This is a genomic window from Desertimonas flava, assembly GCF_003426815.1.
GTDB classification, from domain to species: Bacteria; Actinomycetota; Acidimicrobiia; order Acidimicrobiales; family Ilumatobacteraceae; genus Desertimonas; species Desertimonas flava.
In genome coordinates this window covers 195,164-210,057 of the sequence record NZ_QKYK01000004.1, presented here as the reverse complement: position 1 = coordinate 210,057, position 14,894 = coordinate 195,164, and the positions used below count along the sequence as shown (strand labels likewise).

Genomic DNA, 14,894 nt, shown 5'->3' with positions numbered 1-14,894 from the left:
GGAGGTGGTCGCTCAGCCCTGTTCCTTGGCCGTTGCCTCGCGGCGCTCGTTGCGCTCGGCCCGGTAGTTGTCGGTCGCCGTGCGCAGGGCGGCGCGCACCTCGCCGAGGAAGACCTCGCGGTTCTCGACGGTGTAGTCGCGGCTGCGGCCCATCCACTCGGTCGTGCCGCGGAACGTCGGCATCACCCAGCGCGAGAAGAGCTCGAGCGAACGCAGCGTGGCCTCACGATCGGCCCATTCGTGCATCATCAACATGTAGGTGCCGAAGCCCTCGGACTGCTCCTCGAGGCGCTTGATCTGCTCGACCGCCATCTCAGGGGTGCCGATCACGCCTACGCCGGAGTCGTTGACGGCGTCCACCAGGTCCCCGCTCGTGTCCAGCTCACCGAGGATCGGGATGGCCCCGACCTTCAAGAAGTAGTCGACCCATTCCTTCAGTCCGTGCTCGACCTCGTGGCGAGCTTGCTCCATCGTCGGCGCGAGGTGCATCGGTCCGACCATGCGCCATCCCGAACGCTCGACCGTCGTGCCGTGGGCCGCGGCCACTTCCTGGGCGGTCTGCCAGTGGCGGGCGAGCGCCTCGAACGCCTGGGGCTGGGTCGCCGAGATCGACAGGAGCCCGGTGCCGAAGCGGCCAGCCAGACGCGGCCCCGACGGCGAGAACGTGGCCGCCACGGCGACCTCGATGCCACCGGGCTGGAAGGCTGGGTACTGGAGCTGCGCGTCGCGGAGCGTGAACCACTCGGTCTCCATGTTGACCGGTTCGTCGCCGCGCCAGAGGGCGAGCACGGCCTCGAGGCACTCCTCCATGCGCGGGCGCTGCTGCGACGGGTTGATGCCCATCATGTAGGCGTCGCCGGGCAGGGCGCCGGGCCCCACGCCGAGCATCACGCGGCCCATCGTCATGTGGTCGAGCTGCACGAACCGGTCGGCGAGCATGAAGGGGTTGTGGTACGGCAGCGACGAGACGCCGGTGCCGAGGCGGATGCGGTTCGTCACCTGGGCGGCCGCCGCGATCATCAGCTCTGGAGCGTTGATGAGCTCGGTTCCTCCCGAGTGGTGTTCGCCGTACCAGCACTCCTCGAACCCGAGACGATCGGCATGCACGGCCAGTTCGATGTCGCGAGCGAACGCCCACGTCGGGTTCTCCGACACATGGTGGAAGGGGGCGGCGAACACGCCGAAGCGCATCGGGCGAAGGGTCGTCATGTCAGCTCCAAGCGACTCGAGCGGGGGGAGAATGGGTCAAGATTAACGTCAACGCTGACGTAGAGAACAACCGGACCTGCCGCGGTCGAGTCGACGCCGGCGATCGACAGTTCGGTTGGTCAGGTCCTCACGGCGCCGGAGTCGGCGGCCCAGCGCGGCACGGCGGCGAGCAACTGCCTGGTGTACTCGACCGCTGGCGCACCGAACACGTCGGCGACCGGTCCCTGTTCGACGACCCGACCGCTGCGGAGGACGACGATCCGGTCGCAGACCTCGGAGGCGAGCATCAGGTCGTGCGTGACGAACACCATGCTCATGCTCCGCTCGGCGACGAGCCGCCGGAGCAGAAGCACCACCTCTCGCTGCGTGGTGACGTCGAGCGCCGAGGTGCACTCGTCGGCGATCAGGAGCCGTGGCGACGAGACGACGGCCAGGGCGATGGCGACGCGCTGGCACATGCCGCCCGATAGCTGGTGGGGATAGGCCCTCAGGACTCGCACCGGATCGAGGCCGGTGGCGGCGAGCACATCGCAGCTACGTTCGCGGGCGACGCGACGAGCGACCCGGCCCTCGTTGGCGCCGATCACCTCGCGCAACTGCGTCTCGATCCGCAGCACCGGGTCCAGCGACGCCCTCGGCTGCTGAAAGATCATCCCGATCCCTGCTCCGCGCAAGCCCGCCCGGCGGTCGACTCCCGCCGAGCGGTCGAACCTCGGCTCACCGTCGAAGCGCATCCGGCCGTCGGTGATCTCGACGTTGCGCTCCAGCAGATCGACGACCGACCGCACGATCGTGGTCTTGCCCGACCCCGACTCGCCGATCAGGCCGACCACCTCACCATGACCGACGGAGAGGTCGATGCCGTCGACGGCCACGATGCGACCCGATGCGCAGGCCGCCTCGATCTGCAGCTGCTCCAACTCGAGCAATGGCGACGTCATCGGTGCATCCGTTTGCGGACGTCGTAGCGCGCTCGCAGCACGTCGCCGGCGATGTTGACGTACAGCACCATCAACACGATGGCGAGACCGGGCAGCGCGACGGGCCACCACGCATCGCGCATCGTCTCGCGCCCGGTCGCGAGGAGGGCACCCCAGCTGATGTCGGGGGTCACCACCCCGAGCCCGAGGAAGCTCATGGCCGACTCGGCGAGGATCATCGTGCCGACCTCGAGCGTCGACAGCGTCAACACCGTGCCCGACACGTTCGGCACGACGTGTCGCAGGATGATCCTGGTGTCGGACATCCCGCCGATGCGGAGGCTCTTGATGAACGGGCGCTCCCGCACGATCAGCGTCTCGGCGCGCACCACCCGCACGTACTGGGCCCAGCCCACGATGGCGAGCACGAGGATGATGGTGCTGATCGAGCGGCCTCGCGAGGTGACGATCGCGATGGCGAGCAGGATGAACGGGAGCGCCAACTGGGCGTCGGTGAGCCGGGAGATCACGGCGTCGGTCGCACGTCGCCGGAAGCCGGCGACGACGCCGAGCATCGAGCCGACCACGGCGCCGAGCAGCACCGAGACAATGGCGATCACGACGGTGAGCCGAGTGCCGGCCACGAGGCGCGACAACATGTCGCGACCGTGCTGGTCGGTGCCGAGCGGGTGCTTCCACTGGGCGCCGCCCCAGCCGATCGGAGGCAGCAGCCGGTTCGTCAGCACCTGCTTGTTGGGATTCGGCAGCGGCAGGAGCGGGCCGATCACGGCGACGAACAGGATGAACGCGGCAATGACGGCGAGCACGATCTCGGTTCCGCGACTGCGCCGTCCCGGTGCCACGACCCGATGTCCGGTCGACGGTACGAGCTCGGTGACCGCAACGGACTCGGTCATCGGGCGTCCCTGACCCGGGGGTCGACGATGCCGTACGCGATGTCGACGGTGAGGTTGATGGCGACGAACGCGAGCGCACCGAACACGACGAGAGCGAGCACGAGCGGTGCGTCGCGGAACTCGACCGCCTGCACGGCCAACGAGCCGAGACCCGGCCAGGCGAACACCGCCTCGACCGTGACCGCGCCCGACAACAGCATGCCGGCCTGGAGGCCGAGCAGCGTGATGATCGGCAGCGCGGCGTTGCGCAGCCCATGACGGTAGAGCACCCGCCGCTCACTCAGGCCGCGGGCGCGAGCGGCGGCGACGAAGGGCTCCTCGAGGACCTCGGTCATCGCTGATCGCGTGAGTCGGGTGACCCGGGCGAGCGGGATCGTCGACAAGACCAACGACGGCAGCACCAGACTCGCCAGCGACCGGTCCTGGCCGGCGGGGAGCCACTGGAGGTTCACGGCGAAGACGATCACCGCCATCATCCCCAGCCAGTAGACGGGCACCGACTGGCCGAGCAGGGCAACGATCGAGCTCATCCGGTCGCCGAGACGCCCCTCGCGCCGTGCGGCGAAGAGCCCCAACGGCACGCCGATGACGATCGCGATCACGAGTGCGACGGCGGTGAGCTTCGCCGAGGCGAAGATCCGGCTTCCGATCAGTTCGGTGTTGCTCCGGTTGAACCGGAGCGACTGGCCGAGGTCACCGCGCGCGAGATCACCGAGGAAGGACAGGTACTGCTCGATGAGGGGCCGGTCGAGGCCGAGCTCGTGCCGCTTGGCCGCGACCTGGTCGGCGGTCGCGAAGCCGCCGAGGATCTGCTCGGTCGGGTCTCCGGCGAGGCGGGTGATAAAGAACGCCATCGTCACGGCGACGAACAGCGTCACGAACGCACCGATCACCTTGCGGCCGGCGAAGCCGACGAAGGTCATGCCCGCCCCTGCTCCATCGGTCCCGCTTCGACCATCGTGAATCTCGTCGTCGCACCGGGAACCGCCTCGACGAGGCGCCGGGTGTAGGGATCGCGAGGGCGCTCGAACATCTCGGCAGGATGACCGTGCTCGACCACGCGACCACGGTGCAGCACGTAGGCCCGGTCGCACAGTCGGCGCACCACCGCGAGGTCGTGGCTGATGAACAGCACGGCGAGGTGCTCCGAGGTGCGCAACCGCTCGAACAGGGCGAGTACATGGGCTTGGACGGACACGTCGAGCCCGGACGTCGGCTCGTCGGCGACCAGCAACTTCGGTCGGAGCAGCAGGGCCCGGGCGATCGAGACCCGCTGTGCCTGTCCACCGCTCAGCTGGTGGGGGAGCCGCCGCAGGACCTCCGGTCCGAGGCCGACCATCTCGAGCAGTTCGCCGTCGGCCGCGATCACGTCGCGCCAACGGTTGACCCTGCGCAGCTCGGCGAACCCGCCGGCGACCGACTGACGGGGATCGAGCGAGCCGTGCGGGTCCTGGAACACCATCTGTACGTCGGCGTGGGCCCGCCGGCGTTCGGCCCCCCGCAACATCGAGAAGTCGTGTCCGCCGGCCCTGACGGTGCCGCTCGAGACCGGCCCGAGGCCGCACACCGACAAGGCGATGGTGCTCTTGCCTGATCCGGACTCGCCGACGAGCCCGACGATCTCGTCAGGGGAGACATGGAGACTGACGCCGTCGACCGCCGGCGGCGAGGCATCCCGACGGCGCGGCGATCGGTGGTGAACGACGAGGTCGTCCACGGTGAGCACCGCGTCGGACACAGACCCGATCACGACCGCTCCCGTCCCGGAGATCCCGACATTTGCGTCATCGTAGTAGTTGACGCGATTCTCGTTCGCAGTCGAACGGTGTTCTCGTCCAGTAGTAGGCCCGCAGCTGCGTCCAGTTTGATTTCGTCAGCGTTGATGTTTACTGTCGTCCTGCACATGTTGGTGGCCGTCGCATCGGGCGGGGGCCCGGCAACCCAGGGGTCAATCATGCAGTTCGCTTCGTCCCGTCTCCGCCGTCGCACGCTGGTCGTCGCGGCCGCGGCGCTCCTGACCGTCCCGTTGGCCGCCGGCCAGGCGATCGCCTCGGCCGAACTGGTCGGAACGACTCAGTCCCCCGACGCCGACCGCACGCTACGTGTCGTCGTGCCGCTCGAGCCGCCGTCGCTCAACCCGCTGAACGGCAGTCAGAGCACCGGTCTGGTCTGGGGATCGATGTTCGAGGCCGGGATGATCGCACTCGACGCCGACGGTCGTCCGTCCGACACGGGGATGATCACCGCGTGGGAGCGGACGGAGCCCGACACCTGGCGGTTCACCCTGCGGCCGGACGTCACGTTCCACAACGGCGAGCCCTTCGACGCCGAGGCCGTCAAGTTCACGATCGAGACGTATCAGGCCGGCGAGTCGTCGCCGATGCGTGCGTACACGCTCGGGATCACCGCGGTGACGGTCGTCGACTCGCTCACGGTCGATGTCACCACCGAATCGCCCGACCTCTCCATCCCGGCCGTGTTGACGGCGCTGCGGGCTCTGCCGCCGGTGTACTACACCGAGGTCGGCGAGGACGCCTTCGGTCAGGACCCGGTCGGAGCCGGGCCCTTCGTGTTCGAGTCGTGGGAGCCCGGCACCCGAGTGACGGTCACCGCCAATCCGGAGTACTGGCGTGGGGCTCCCGGTCTCGCCGGGATCGAGTACACGTTCGCCGGAGATGGCGCGACCCGTGTGTCGCTGCTGCAGAGCGGTGAGGCCGACCTCGTGATCTCCGTTCCGGTCCAGTTGCGAGACGACCTGCGCGACGGCGACGGGACGACCACCGTGGAGAAGCAGAGCCTGGCCGAGTTCTCCCTCTTCCAGGTCACCAACAAGGAACAGTTGACCGATCCCGAGTTGCGCTCGGCCATCGCCCTCGCCGTCGACCGTCAAGCCCTCGTCGACTACGTACTCGAGGGTGAGGGCGGGGTGCCCGCTTCGAACATCCTCGCCCCGCTCTACTTCGCACCCGAGGAGCAGGACGTGCCCGCCGCCGATCCCGACGCCGCGCGGGCGATCGTCGAGACACTCGACGATCCGACGGTGACCATCAGCTACGGCCCCAATCAGTCGGCGAGCACCGAGGCGATCGCCGAAGCGGTCGCCGGCATGCTCGAGGAGGTCGGTATCACTGTCGAGCGCAACCCGATGGACTTCGCGCAGCTCCAGACCGAGTTCGTCGGCGGGACGATGGACGGGCTGATCCTGTACCCGATCGTGCCGGTCTTCCCGCATCCCAAGGTGTTCGTCGAGGGATTCTTGACGTCCGACTCGATCACGAAGTACTGCAACTCGCCTGGCATCGACGAGCTCAACGACCAGGCGATCGCGGCCGAGGACGAGGCGACGAGCGACGCGCTCTACCACGAGATCCACGCCATCGCGATCGACCAGGATCAGTGCATCACACCGCTGCTGTACGACGTGCAGAGCTGGGGAATGGTGTCGGAGCTGCAGGGCTTCGTCGCCCCGCCCGCCAACATCATCGACTACTTCCCACTCAGCTTCGAGGGCTGAGGACGGAGAGGAAGGCCATGACCTCCGCCACCATCAACCGCTACACCCCTGACGACGAGCCGTTGTGGTCGTTGCTGGCCAAACAGGAGATCGGCGACGTCATTCGGCGCCGGGCTCGGGCAGCAGACCGCCGCGACCTCGACCTCGCGCTGTCGTGCTATCACCCTGGTGCCACCGAGGACCACGCCGGCTTCGTCGGTCCGGTGGAGGAGTACCTGCAGCAGTCCCCGTTGACGCAGGACGGCCCCCGCAAAGCGATGTGGCACGCGGTCTTCCCGCCGCTGATCGAGGTCGACGGCGTCACCGCGGCGGCCGAGACGTACGTCTTGGCGGCCGAAGGCGTGGAGCTCGACGCCGATCGGCGTTTCGACATGCGGGTCGGCGGGCGCTATCTCGATCGCTTCGAACACCGCAACGGTCGGTGGGCCATCGTGCACCGGCTGCTGCTCTGGGACTGGAGTCGTTCCGAAGCGACGACCGCCCCCTACTGGGAGACGATGGGCTTCGACCCGACGCATCTGCCGATGGGCCAGAACGGGCCCGACGACGGCTCGTACGAGTTCTTCGCGGGAGGGGCGGATGTCCGGGGTTGACGACGCTCGGGCAGCCTTGGCCCAACGGATCCGGTCGGCTGGCCACGCTCTCGTCGGGCGTGACGCGGACGCCGCGGCCTTCGAGGAGGCGCTGGTCCATGTCGACGCCGCCGTCGCGACGCTGGAGGCGAGCCCAATCCGCCGACGGACGGGGCTCGAGTTCGGAGCCCGATACGACGAAACCTGGCCCGACGGCGGGGCGGTGTCGAGTTACGACGAACGTCCTGTATCAGGCCGTTCCAGCCCGTGGGGGCTCGAACTCTCGATGACCCGTGAGGGTGATGACGTCGTCGCCCTGCTCACATTGCAGTCGGCCCACGAGGGGGCCCCCGGAGCCGCGCACGGAGGGGTCGTTGCCGCACTGTTCGACGATCTGATGGGGATCTCCCTGGGGATCCCCCAGATCGCTGCGTTCACCGGTGAGTTGCGGGTGCGGTACGCCGCTGCCACCCCGATCGGCCGGCCACTCGTCTGTCGAGCGCGCGTTACGAACGTCGAGGGACGCAAGGTTTCGGTATCGGCCGAGCTCACCGACGCGGAGGGATCGCGGACGGAGCCCTACGCCACAGCGACATCCACCTACATATCGGTCGACCGTGGCGCGTTCATTCGGCCCACGTCGAACGACCGCGGGTAGCCGCCGTGATGAGTGGAACGGGAGGTGGTCCGATCGACCGCGAGGTGTCGAGCCGAGTCACTCCCCGCCGCAGCAGTTGCCGCCGGTGGCGGCGACCGGGATGCTCGTCGGGTCGGGGGAGTTCGTGCCGAACTCGTCGACGTCGCCGTGCTTGACGTACCACTCCCACCGTGTCTCGTCGGGGCCGGCCAGCCAGGTCTCGGTCTTCTGGGCGTAGCAGCACACGGTGTCGGTGACGCCGGTGGTCTGTAGCCCTGCATCAGTGATGCGGGCCTCGGCGGCTTCGACTTGGTCGGCCGTCTCGGTCTCGACGCCGAGGTGGTTGATCGTGTTGCCGTCGCCGCCCTCGAACAGGACCAGCTTGAGCGGCGGATCGGCGATGGCGAAGTTGGCGTAGCCGGGCTTGGTCTTGGCCGGCCCGGTGCCGAACATCTTGCTGTAGAAGTCGACGGCCTCGGCGAGATCGGGGACGTTGAGGGCGAGTTGCAGACGCATGGAGTTCTCCGTTCGGTGTCACGTCATGTATTGACGATGGTCGATACGTTAGCAATCACATCGATGGATGTCAATGCGTTCAGGAGGCCGAGAGGGCAAGGCAGTCGCAGAGCTCGGCGACCCGCTCGGCGTTCAGACGGAACCAGGCCCACTTGCCGCGCTGCTCGCGCGTGATCAATCCGGCCTTGACGAGCTGGCTGAGATGATGGCTCACCGTCGGCTGTGATCGACCGAGAGGTTCGGCCAGATCGCATGCGCACGCCTCGCCATCCGGTGCCGACGCGATCATCGAGATCAGCCGGAGGCGGGCGGGGTCGGCCATCGCCTTGAGGACGTCGGCGAGATCGATCGCCTGCTCCTCCGTGATCGGCGACCGGAACATCGGAGGACAGCAGATCGTGTCGGCCGCGGACCGTGTGCTCGTCATGCAGAGATCATATCGATAACTGTCGAAGCGACAGTCACTCATCGTGACTTGACTCAATGTTTTTTGATATAGATGGTCTCGTGACTTCGACGTTCGACCGCGCTGCGCTCCACGCCGCGCTCGGTGACCCCGTCCGGCTGGCCATCGTCGACGAGTTGACCTCGTCGGACCGGGCGCCGATCGAGCTGCGCGCGATGCTGCGCATCGAGTCCAACCTGCTCGCCCATCACCTGGACGTTCTCGATCAGGTGGGGCTGATCAGCCGTCATCGTTCATCGGGCGACGGCCGGCGCCGTTACGTCCATCTGAATCGCGACGCACTCGGCTCACTGATGCCGGGCCCTCGCCCGGTCCTCGCCGACGCGTTGTTCGTCTGCACGCACAACTCGGCGCGATCGCAGCTGGCGGCGGTGCTGTGGCGTCACGCTGCGGGCGTGCCGGCAAGCTCGGCTGGCACACGTCCCGCCGAGCGGGTCCATCCGGGTGCGGTGGCCGCGGCGGCGCGGGCCGGACTCGATCTGACCGATGTCACGCCGCGTTCGCTGGCGGCGGTCGAGGTCGTGCCGGCGATCGTCGTCACCGTCTGTGATCGTGCCCACGAGGAGCTCGGCGACCGGGCGGGGTGGCTGCATTGGTCGATCCCTGATCCCGTGCCGGTTGGTTCGGACGCGGCGTTCGACCAGGTTCGCGATGAGATCGCGGCTCGGATCGACGACTTCGTGCGGAGCGCGGCGTGACCGCGACGTCAGCCGGGACCGTGAGCGCCGCGTCGGCGCAGCGAGACCTGCAGCGGCGACTGGTCGTCGAGGCTCTCGGCACCGGCCTGCCCTTGATCCGGTTCCTCCATCCCCCGACTACCTGACAGGAGTCTCATGCCCGACCTCAACAGCCTCTCGATCGACCAACAGGTTGCCTTGCGCGGCGCAGCCACCACGCTGCAGGACGAGTTCGCCGGAACATTCTCTCCCGAGACCGTCGAACAGGTCCTGCAGGCCAGCTTCGACCAATTCGCCGAGCGATCGAGGTTGGCGAACTTTCTCCCGTTGATGGCCGAGCGATTCGCCCGTCAGCGCCTGCGAGCGCTGGCCAGAGTCGAGGGCCGGGGAGACGAGGGCACACCGGTCGTGCTGTTCCTCTGTGTGCACAATGCCGGCCGATCGCAGATGGCGCTCGGCTGGTTCAACCATCTCGCCGGCGACCGGGCCATCGCATGGTCCGGCGGTTCTGATCCCGGCACCGACGTCAATCCTGCCGCGGTGCAGGCGATGGCCGAGGTCGGCATCGACATCGCCGGTGAGTTCCCGAAACCGTGGACCGACGAGATCGTGCGCGCGGCCGACGTCGTGATCACGATGGGCTGCGGCGACACGTGCCCGCTCTTCCCGGGCAAGCGCTACGAGGACTGGGTCCTCGACGATCCGGCCGGGCTCGGCGTCGAGGCCGTGCGGCCGGTCCGTGACGAGATCCGTAGACGTGTCGAGGGTCTCCTTGCCTCCCTCGGCGTCACCGGAGGTGTCACGCGCTGACGCAGAAGAGCGCTTGCCGGCGTCACATTCATCGACTAGCGTCGATCATCGATGAACATCTCCCGTGACCAGGCGGCCACGTGGGCCGAGTGGTTCAAAGCGCTCGGCGACCCGACACGCATCCTCGTTCTCCACCTGTTGGCCACGACCGGCCGACCGATGACGGTCGGTGAGATCGTCGAGGCGATGGACGTCGGCCAGTCGACGGTGTCCCACCATCTGCGGATCCTGGCCAACACGTGCTTCGTGCATGTCGAACGCGCGGGCACCAGTAGCCGGTGGCGGATCAACGAGCGCTGCCTGTCGTGCTTCCCATCCGCTGCCGAGCTGGTGATGGGCCGACTTCCCCTCGAAGCGCCATGGATCGACGATGCGACGATCGCCGCAGGGGTGGGGCGATGACCCCCGGCACGTCGCCCGGGGGGCTCGAGCGCTACGCGGTCGCGGCCCGTCGGGCGACGGCCGGCGACGACTGCTCCTGTTCCGAGTCGCCCGCCCTGTTCGGACGCGGCCACTACGGCGGCGTCGACGAGCTCGACGATCTGCCGGCAGCCGCCTCCCGCTCCAGCATGGGGTGCGGCAACCCGGTGGCCGTCGTCGACCTCGAACCCGGCGACACCGTGCTGGACCTCGGTTCGGGAGGAGGGCTCGACGTCCTTCTGTCGGCCCGTCGCGTCGGACCCGGCGGTTTCGTCTACGGGATCGACGCGACCGGCGAGATGATCGAACTTGCTCGACGCAACGCCGCCGAGGCAGGCGTCACCAACGTCGAGTTCCTCCACGGCGACATCACCCGAACCCCGCTGCCTGACGCGTCGGTCGACGTGGTGATCTCCAACTGTGTCATCGTGCTCGCCCACGACAAGCACGCCGTCCTCAGCGAGATCGCCCGGGTGTTGCGGCCCGGCGGCCGGGTCGGCATCAGCGACATCGTCAGCGTCGATCCGGCCGCAACCAGCCTCGCCCCGGTCGACTGCGCCGACACCGCGAGCAGTGTCGAACGATATGAGGACGACCTGCGCCGCGTCGGGTTCGTGCTCGTCAAGATCGTGCTCACGGACCCGCTCGGCGGTGGGCTGTCCAACGCGATCGTCCAGGCGATCAAACCCGCCGTGACGATCCGGCCGATGCGCGCGTCGGACTGGCCGCAGGTGCGGGACATCTACGCGGCCGGGATCGCCACGGGGAACGCGACCTTCGAGACCAGTGCGCCGAGCTGGGAGGGGTGGGACCGCACCCACCTCCCCGACCATCGCCTCGTCGCCACCGCCGACGACATCGTCATCGGTTGGGCGGCACTCAGCCCGGTGTCGGACCGCTGCGCCTACGCCGGGGTCGCCGAGAACAGCATCTACGTCCATCCCGACCAGCGGGGCCGGCACGTCGGCACCACGTTGCTCGACGCACTGGTCGCCGAAGCTGAACGCGCCGGCTACTGGACGATCCAGACCGGCATCTTCCCCGAGAACACCGCAAGTATCGCCGTCCACGAGCGGGCCGGGTTTCGCGTCATCGGCCGTCGCGAACGCATCGGACAGCTCGACGGCGTCTGGCGCGACACGCTGCTCCTCGAGCGACGCAGCAAGCGCCTCTGACACACGCGCAGGCCATCGTCATCAGGGCGAGCTTGCGGCGTTGGCGTGTCCAGGGGGTCAGCAGCCGGAGTCGGTGCTGCAGCCGCAGTCGCCGGTGCGGTGGTAATCGGTAATCGACCCGGTGGTGTCGAGCGCGACGGTGCAGCATCGCTCGAGCAGTTGCCTGAGCTCGCGTCGAGCGCGCTGGACCCGTGACTTCATCCCCGACAGCGAGACTCCGATGTCGCTGGCCGCGTGCTGGTGGGTCTCGCCGTTGACGTCGACGCGCTCGAGCGCGTCGCGCGCGGCCGGAGAGAGGTGAGCGAGGAGCGGCTGGAGACACCGCGACAGCTCGCGGGTGGCGTCGTTCGGGCGGTTCTCCGTGGGCTGTTCAGGCCAGGCGGCGAGCTCGTCGATCGGAAGATGGGTGCGGCGTGTCCGGTAGCGGTCGATCACCGCGTTGCGCGCCGACCGGTAGAGCCACGCGGCGGCGTTGTCGACGCGATCGAGAGCACCCGACGCGATGCTCCGCACGATGACGTCCTGGGTGATGTCGGACGCCAGCTCCGGATCAGCGACACGCGATGCGACGAAGGCGCGCAGCCGGTCCACGGTCTCGGACCAACTCGCGTCCAAGGCGACGCGGCGGTCGGCTGCGAGTGTGGCGTTGATGTGCATCTCGGGTTCCCTCCTCCTCTCTAGACGACGACGAGCGGAAACGGACGCAAATTTCCTCCGCGGTGCGCCCATGTCGACGCCCGCTCGTCATCCCGGTCGACTCCTGCACCAGGCGGGAGACCCCGAGGAGGAAGTTCCCATGCAGACCAGTCGCATCCAGCTCGCGTTGAACGTGAGCGACATCGAGGCCGCCGTTCGCTTCTACACGGACCTGTTCGGCGTCGAACCGGCCAAACAGCGGGCCGGCTACGCCAACTTCGAGATCGCCGAGCCACCGCTGAAGCTCGTGCTGTTCGAGCACCCCGGGGCGACGTCGGCCCTGAATCACCTCGGTGTCGAGGTGGGGTCGACGACCGAGGTCGTCGCGGCGGCGGAGCGGTTCGCCGCCGCTGGGCTCTCCCACCGGATGATGGAGTCTGACCGCTGTTGCCACGCGGTCCAGGACAAGGTGTGGGTCGACGCGCCCGACGTCCCGCTCGGCGGCTGGGAGGTCTACACGGTCCTGGCCGACGACACCGCCGACGATGCCGCCTCCGCACCGAGCCAGTGCTGCGCGTCCAACTCCAGTGCCGACGCCACGCCGTGCTGCGCCGGTCCGAGCCCGACGGCATCGTGATGTCTGCGGCGGTGCTCATGGAGGGCGTGCACGTGCTTCTCGGCGACGTGCACGCCCTCGCCGGCGTCGACTTGGAGGTCGCGCCTGGCACGACGCTCGGCGTGCTCGGCCACAATGGCGCCGGCAAGACGACACTGATCAAGACGTTGACCACGCTGATCCGGCCGGACGTCGGACGGGTCGTGATCGACGGGTTCGACGTGGTCGTCGATGCCGATCTCGTGCGGCGCCGAATTGGAGTCACCGGTCAGTACGCCGGTCTCGACGACTTCCTCACCGGCCGCGAGAACCTCGAGCTCGTCGGCCGGCTGAGCGGCCTCGGCATCAGCGCGAGCACCCGCGCCGACGACATCGTCGCGGCCCTGGGGCTGGCCGACATCGCCGACCGTCGTGTCGGCACGTTGTCGGGCGGCTCCCGTCGCCGGATCGACATCGCCGCCAGCCTCATCGCCGAACCGTCGGTCCTCTTCCTCGACGAACCGACCACCGGTCTCGACCCCGCGGCCCGTGGCGCGCTGTGGGACCTCGTTGGCGACCTGACCGACCGCGGCACCACCGTCGTGCTCACCACGCAGTACCTGAAGGAGGCCGATCGACTCGCCGATCACATCGTTGTGCTCGACCACGGTCAGATCGCGGCCCGCGGCACACCCGCTGAACTCAAACGGCTCGTCGGCGGCAAGGTCGTGTCCGCGACCCTGCCCAGTCAGCACCTCGATCGACTGTCGAGACAGCCCGACGACACCGAGTCGATCGCCGCGGCACGGAGCCGCGTGTCGTACTCGACGCCCGACGCGGTCGTCGCTGCGGCTGTCGTCGCCCAACTCGAGCACGACGGCGTCGCGATCGACGATCTCGAGGTCTCGTCACCCACCCTCGATGACGTCTTCACCCACCTCACCACGCAAGGAGTCAGCTGATGTCTGCTCTCACCGTCCAACGGAGCTCGGTGCCGGTCGTGCCGACCGATCAAGCCTCCACCGTTGTCCAGCTCATCGCGCTCGTCGGGCGAAGTCTGCGAACGACGGCGCGGGTGCCCCAGCTCCTGATGTTCTCGCTGACGATGCCGCTGGCGATGCTGGTGCTGTTCAGCCAGGTCTTCCGCAGCGTGGAGGCAGCGCCCGACTTCCCGGCCGGTGTCGCGTACATCGACTTCATCACGCCGGCGATGCTCGCAGTCGCCACGGTGATGGCCGGGACCAACGTCGGCGTCGCCGCGGCCATCGACCACACCAACGGCCTCCACGACCGATTCCGCACACTGGCCATGCCCCGAGCGCTGCCGGGCATCGCCCGCACCATCAACGAGGTGCTGTTCACGATCGCCCGCGCCGTGTTGCTCGTCGGCGCGGCCGCGTTGCTGCTCGGCTTCCGGTTCCACGGCGACGCCCTGGATGCCGCGTCAGCACTCGTCGTGCTCGTCGCTCTGGCCGGAGCGATGAGCGCCCTGTTCGGAAGGATCGGTGATCATCTGCGCCGTCCCGACGTCGTCCAGTTCGCCGGGATGATGCTGATGATGCCGCTGATGTTCGTGTCCAGCGCGTTCGCGCCGCTCGACACGATGCCGCGCTGGATGCGCGTGCTCGCCAACGGCAACCCGGTCAGCCATGCCACCGACGCGCTGCGGGGCGCCGTGCTCGGTACCAGCACAGGAGGCGACGTTCTCACAGCGGCGCTGGCCGCGGCGGTCATGTGGGCAGTCGTCGTGGCCGTGCCGGCGAGACGTCGTTGAGGTTCGCACCGCGTTGACGGGCCGGCGGGCGCCCTGTGCGGGCCGGTCTCGAGCAC

The 14,894-nt window shown here is 68.5% G+C and carries 19 protein-coding genes; 11 read left to right on the top strand and 8 right to left on the bottom strand.

Annotated elements, in window-relative coordinates:
* Positions 1–12: 12 nt before the first annotated feature.
* From DN771_RS07630 to DN771_RS07610, 5 genes are all read right to left on the bottom strand, one after another.
* A complete protein-coding gene (locus tag DN771_RS07630) occupies positions 13–1,209 on the bottom strand; it encodes an LLM class flavin-dependent oxidoreductase (protein WP_205528474.1) in 1,197 nt (398 codons plus the stop codon).
* A 119-nt stretch (positions 1,210–1,328) separates the two neighbouring features.
* Positions 1,329–2,150 carry an ABC transporter ATP-binding protein gene (locus DN771_RS07625; protein ID WP_116996749.1) on the bottom strand — a complete coding sequence of 274 codons (822 nt, stop codon included), beginning with the start codon at positions 2,148–2,150 and terminating at the stop codon, positions 1,329–1,331.
* Complete coding sequence (locus tag DN771_RS07620; RefSeq protein WP_116996748.1) at positions 2,147–3,046, bottom strand: ABC transporter permease; 900 nt, start codon at positions 3,044–3,046, stop codon at positions 2,147–2,149. The genes DN771_RS07625 and DN771_RS07620 overlap by 4 nt, the downstream gene beginning before the upstream one ends.
* Positions 3,043–3,969 carry an ABC transporter permease gene (locus DN771_RS07615; RefSeq protein ID WP_116996747.1) on the bottom strand — a complete coding sequence of 309 codons (927 nt, stop codon included), beginning with the start codon at positions 3,967–3,969 and terminating at the stop codon, positions 3,043–3,045. The genes DN771_RS07620 and DN771_RS07615 overlap by 4 nt, the downstream gene beginning before the upstream one ends.
* A complete protein-coding gene (locus DN771_RS07610) occupies positions 3,966–4,796 on the bottom strand; it encodes an ABC transporter ATP-binding protein (RefSeq protein ID WP_116996746.1) in 831 nt (276 codons plus the stop codon). Before DN771_RS07610 ends, DN771_RS07615 begins: the two co-directional genes overlap by 4 nt.
* Positions 4,797–5,000: 204 nt before the next feature.
* On the opposite strand from DN771_RS07610, the gene DN771_RS07605 reads away from it, so the two are divergent.
* The 3 genes from DN771_RS07605 to DN771_RS29370 all read left to right on the top strand — a co-directional run bounded on the left by DN771_RS07605 (position 5,001) and on the right by DN771_RS29370 (position 7,790).
* On the top strand, positions 5,001–6,560 hold the full coding sequence (locus DN771_RS07605) for an ABC transporter substrate-binding protein (protein WP_162941675.1): 1,560 nt from the start codon (positions 5,001–5,003) through the stop codon (positions 6,558–6,560).
* Positions 6,561–6,577: 17 nt separating this feature from the next.
* Positions 6,578–7,153, top strand: coding sequence for a nuclear transport factor 2 family protein (locus tag DN771_RS07600; RefSeq protein WP_116996744.1), 576 nt, complete (start codon positions 6,578–6,580; stop codon positions 7,151–7,153).
* Between the two features lie 265 nt (positions 7,154–7,418).
* Positions 7,419–7,790 carry a PaaI family thioesterase gene (locus tag DN771_RS29370; protein ID WP_162941674.1) on the top strand — a complete coding sequence of 124 codons (372 nt, stop codon included), beginning with the start codon at positions 7,419–7,421 and terminating at the stop codon, positions 7,788–7,790.
* Positions 7,791–7,847: 57 nt separating this feature from the next.
* Here DN771_RS29370 and DN771_RS07590 read toward each other — a convergent pair whose 3' ends face one another.
* Positions 7,848–8,285: an ArsI/CadI family heavy metal resistance metalloenzyme gene (locus tag DN771_RS07590; RefSeq protein WP_116996742.1), complete on the bottom strand. Its 438-nt coding sequence runs from the start codon at positions 8,283–8,285 to the stop codon at positions 7,848–7,850.
* Positions 8,286–8,364: 79 nt separating this feature from the next.
* Positions 8,365–8,712 carry an ArsR/SmtB family transcription factor gene (locus DN771_RS07585; protein ID WP_116996741.1) on the bottom strand — a complete coding sequence of 116 codons (348 nt, stop codon included), beginning with the start codon at positions 8,710–8,712 and terminating at the stop codon, positions 8,365–8,367.
* An 80-nt stretch (positions 8,713–8,792) separates the two neighbouring features.
* Here DN771_RS07585 and DN771_RS07580 point away from each other — a divergent pair, with 80 nt between their 5' ends.
* From DN771_RS07580 to DN771_RS07565, 5 genes are read left to right on the top strand one after another with little or no spacing between them, the layout of a single operon-like run.
* Positions 8,793–9,449, top strand: a complete 657-nt coding sequence (locus tag DN771_RS07580; RefSeq protein ID WP_205528473.1) for an arsenate reductase/protein-tyrosine-phosphatase family protein — start codon at positions 8,793–8,795, stop codon at positions 9,447–9,449.
* On the top strand, positions 9,446–9,574 hold the full coding sequence (locus DN771_RS30680) for a hypothetical protein (protein WP_276113584.1): 129 nt from the start codon (positions 9,446–9,448) through the stop codon (positions 9,572–9,574). The genes DN771_RS07580 and DN771_RS30680 overlap by 4 nt, the downstream gene beginning before the upstream one ends.
* A 10-nt stretch (positions 9,575–9,584) precedes the next feature.
* Positions 9,585–10,238, top strand: a complete 654-nt coding sequence (locus DN771_RS07575) for an arsenate reductase ArsC (RefSeq protein ID WP_116996739.1) — start codon at positions 9,585–9,587, stop codon at positions 10,236–10,238.
* 51 nt (positions 10,239–10,289) lie between these two features.
* Positions 10,290–10,640, top strand: a complete 351-nt coding sequence (locus DN771_RS07570; RefSeq protein WP_116996738.1) for an ArsR/SmtB family transcription factor — start codon at positions 10,290–10,292, stop codon at positions 10,638–10,640.
* Positions 10,637–11,833, top strand: coding sequence for a GNAT family N-acetyltransferase (locus DN771_RS07565; protein WP_116996737.1), 1,197 nt, complete (start codon positions 10,637–10,639; stop codon positions 11,831–11,833). The genes DN771_RS07570 and DN771_RS07565 overlap by 4 nt, the downstream gene beginning before the upstream one ends.
* 57 nt (positions 11,834–11,890) lie before the next feature.
* Here DN771_RS07565 and DN771_RS07560 read toward each other — a convergent pair whose 3' ends face one another.
* Positions 11,891–12,490, bottom strand: coding sequence for a sigma-70 family RNA polymerase sigma factor (locus DN771_RS07560; RefSeq protein WP_162941673.1), 600 nt, complete (start codon positions 12,488–12,490; stop codon positions 11,891–11,893).
* A 139-nt stretch (positions 12,491–12,629) separates the two neighbouring features.
* Here DN771_RS07560 and DN771_RS07555 point away from each other — a divergent pair, with 139 nt between their 5' ends.
* Genes DN771_RS07555 through DN771_RS07545 form a run of 3 tightly spaced genes read left to right on the top strand, consistent with a single transcriptional unit; the run spans position 12,630 to position 14,838 of the window.
* Entirely contained in the window at positions 12,630–13,106 is a 477-nt protein-coding gene (locus DN771_RS07555) for an ArsI/CadI family heavy metal resistance metalloenzyme (protein ID WP_116996735.1), read from the top strand.
* Positions 13,106–14,026 carry an ATP-binding cassette domain-containing protein gene (locus tag DN771_RS07550; RefSeq protein WP_116996826.1) on the top strand — a complete coding sequence of 307 codons (921 nt, stop codon included), beginning with the start codon at positions 13,106–13,108 and terminating at the stop codon, positions 14,024–14,026. Before DN771_RS07555 ends, DN771_RS07550 begins: the two co-directional genes overlap by 1 nt.
* Positions 14,026–14,838, top strand: coding sequence for an ABC transporter permease (locus DN771_RS07545; protein WP_116996734.1), 813 nt, complete (start codon positions 14,026–14,028; stop codon positions 14,836–14,838). The genes DN771_RS07550 and DN771_RS07545 overlap by 1 nt, the downstream gene beginning before the upstream one ends.
* Positions 14,839–14,894: the final 56 nt, after the last annotated feature.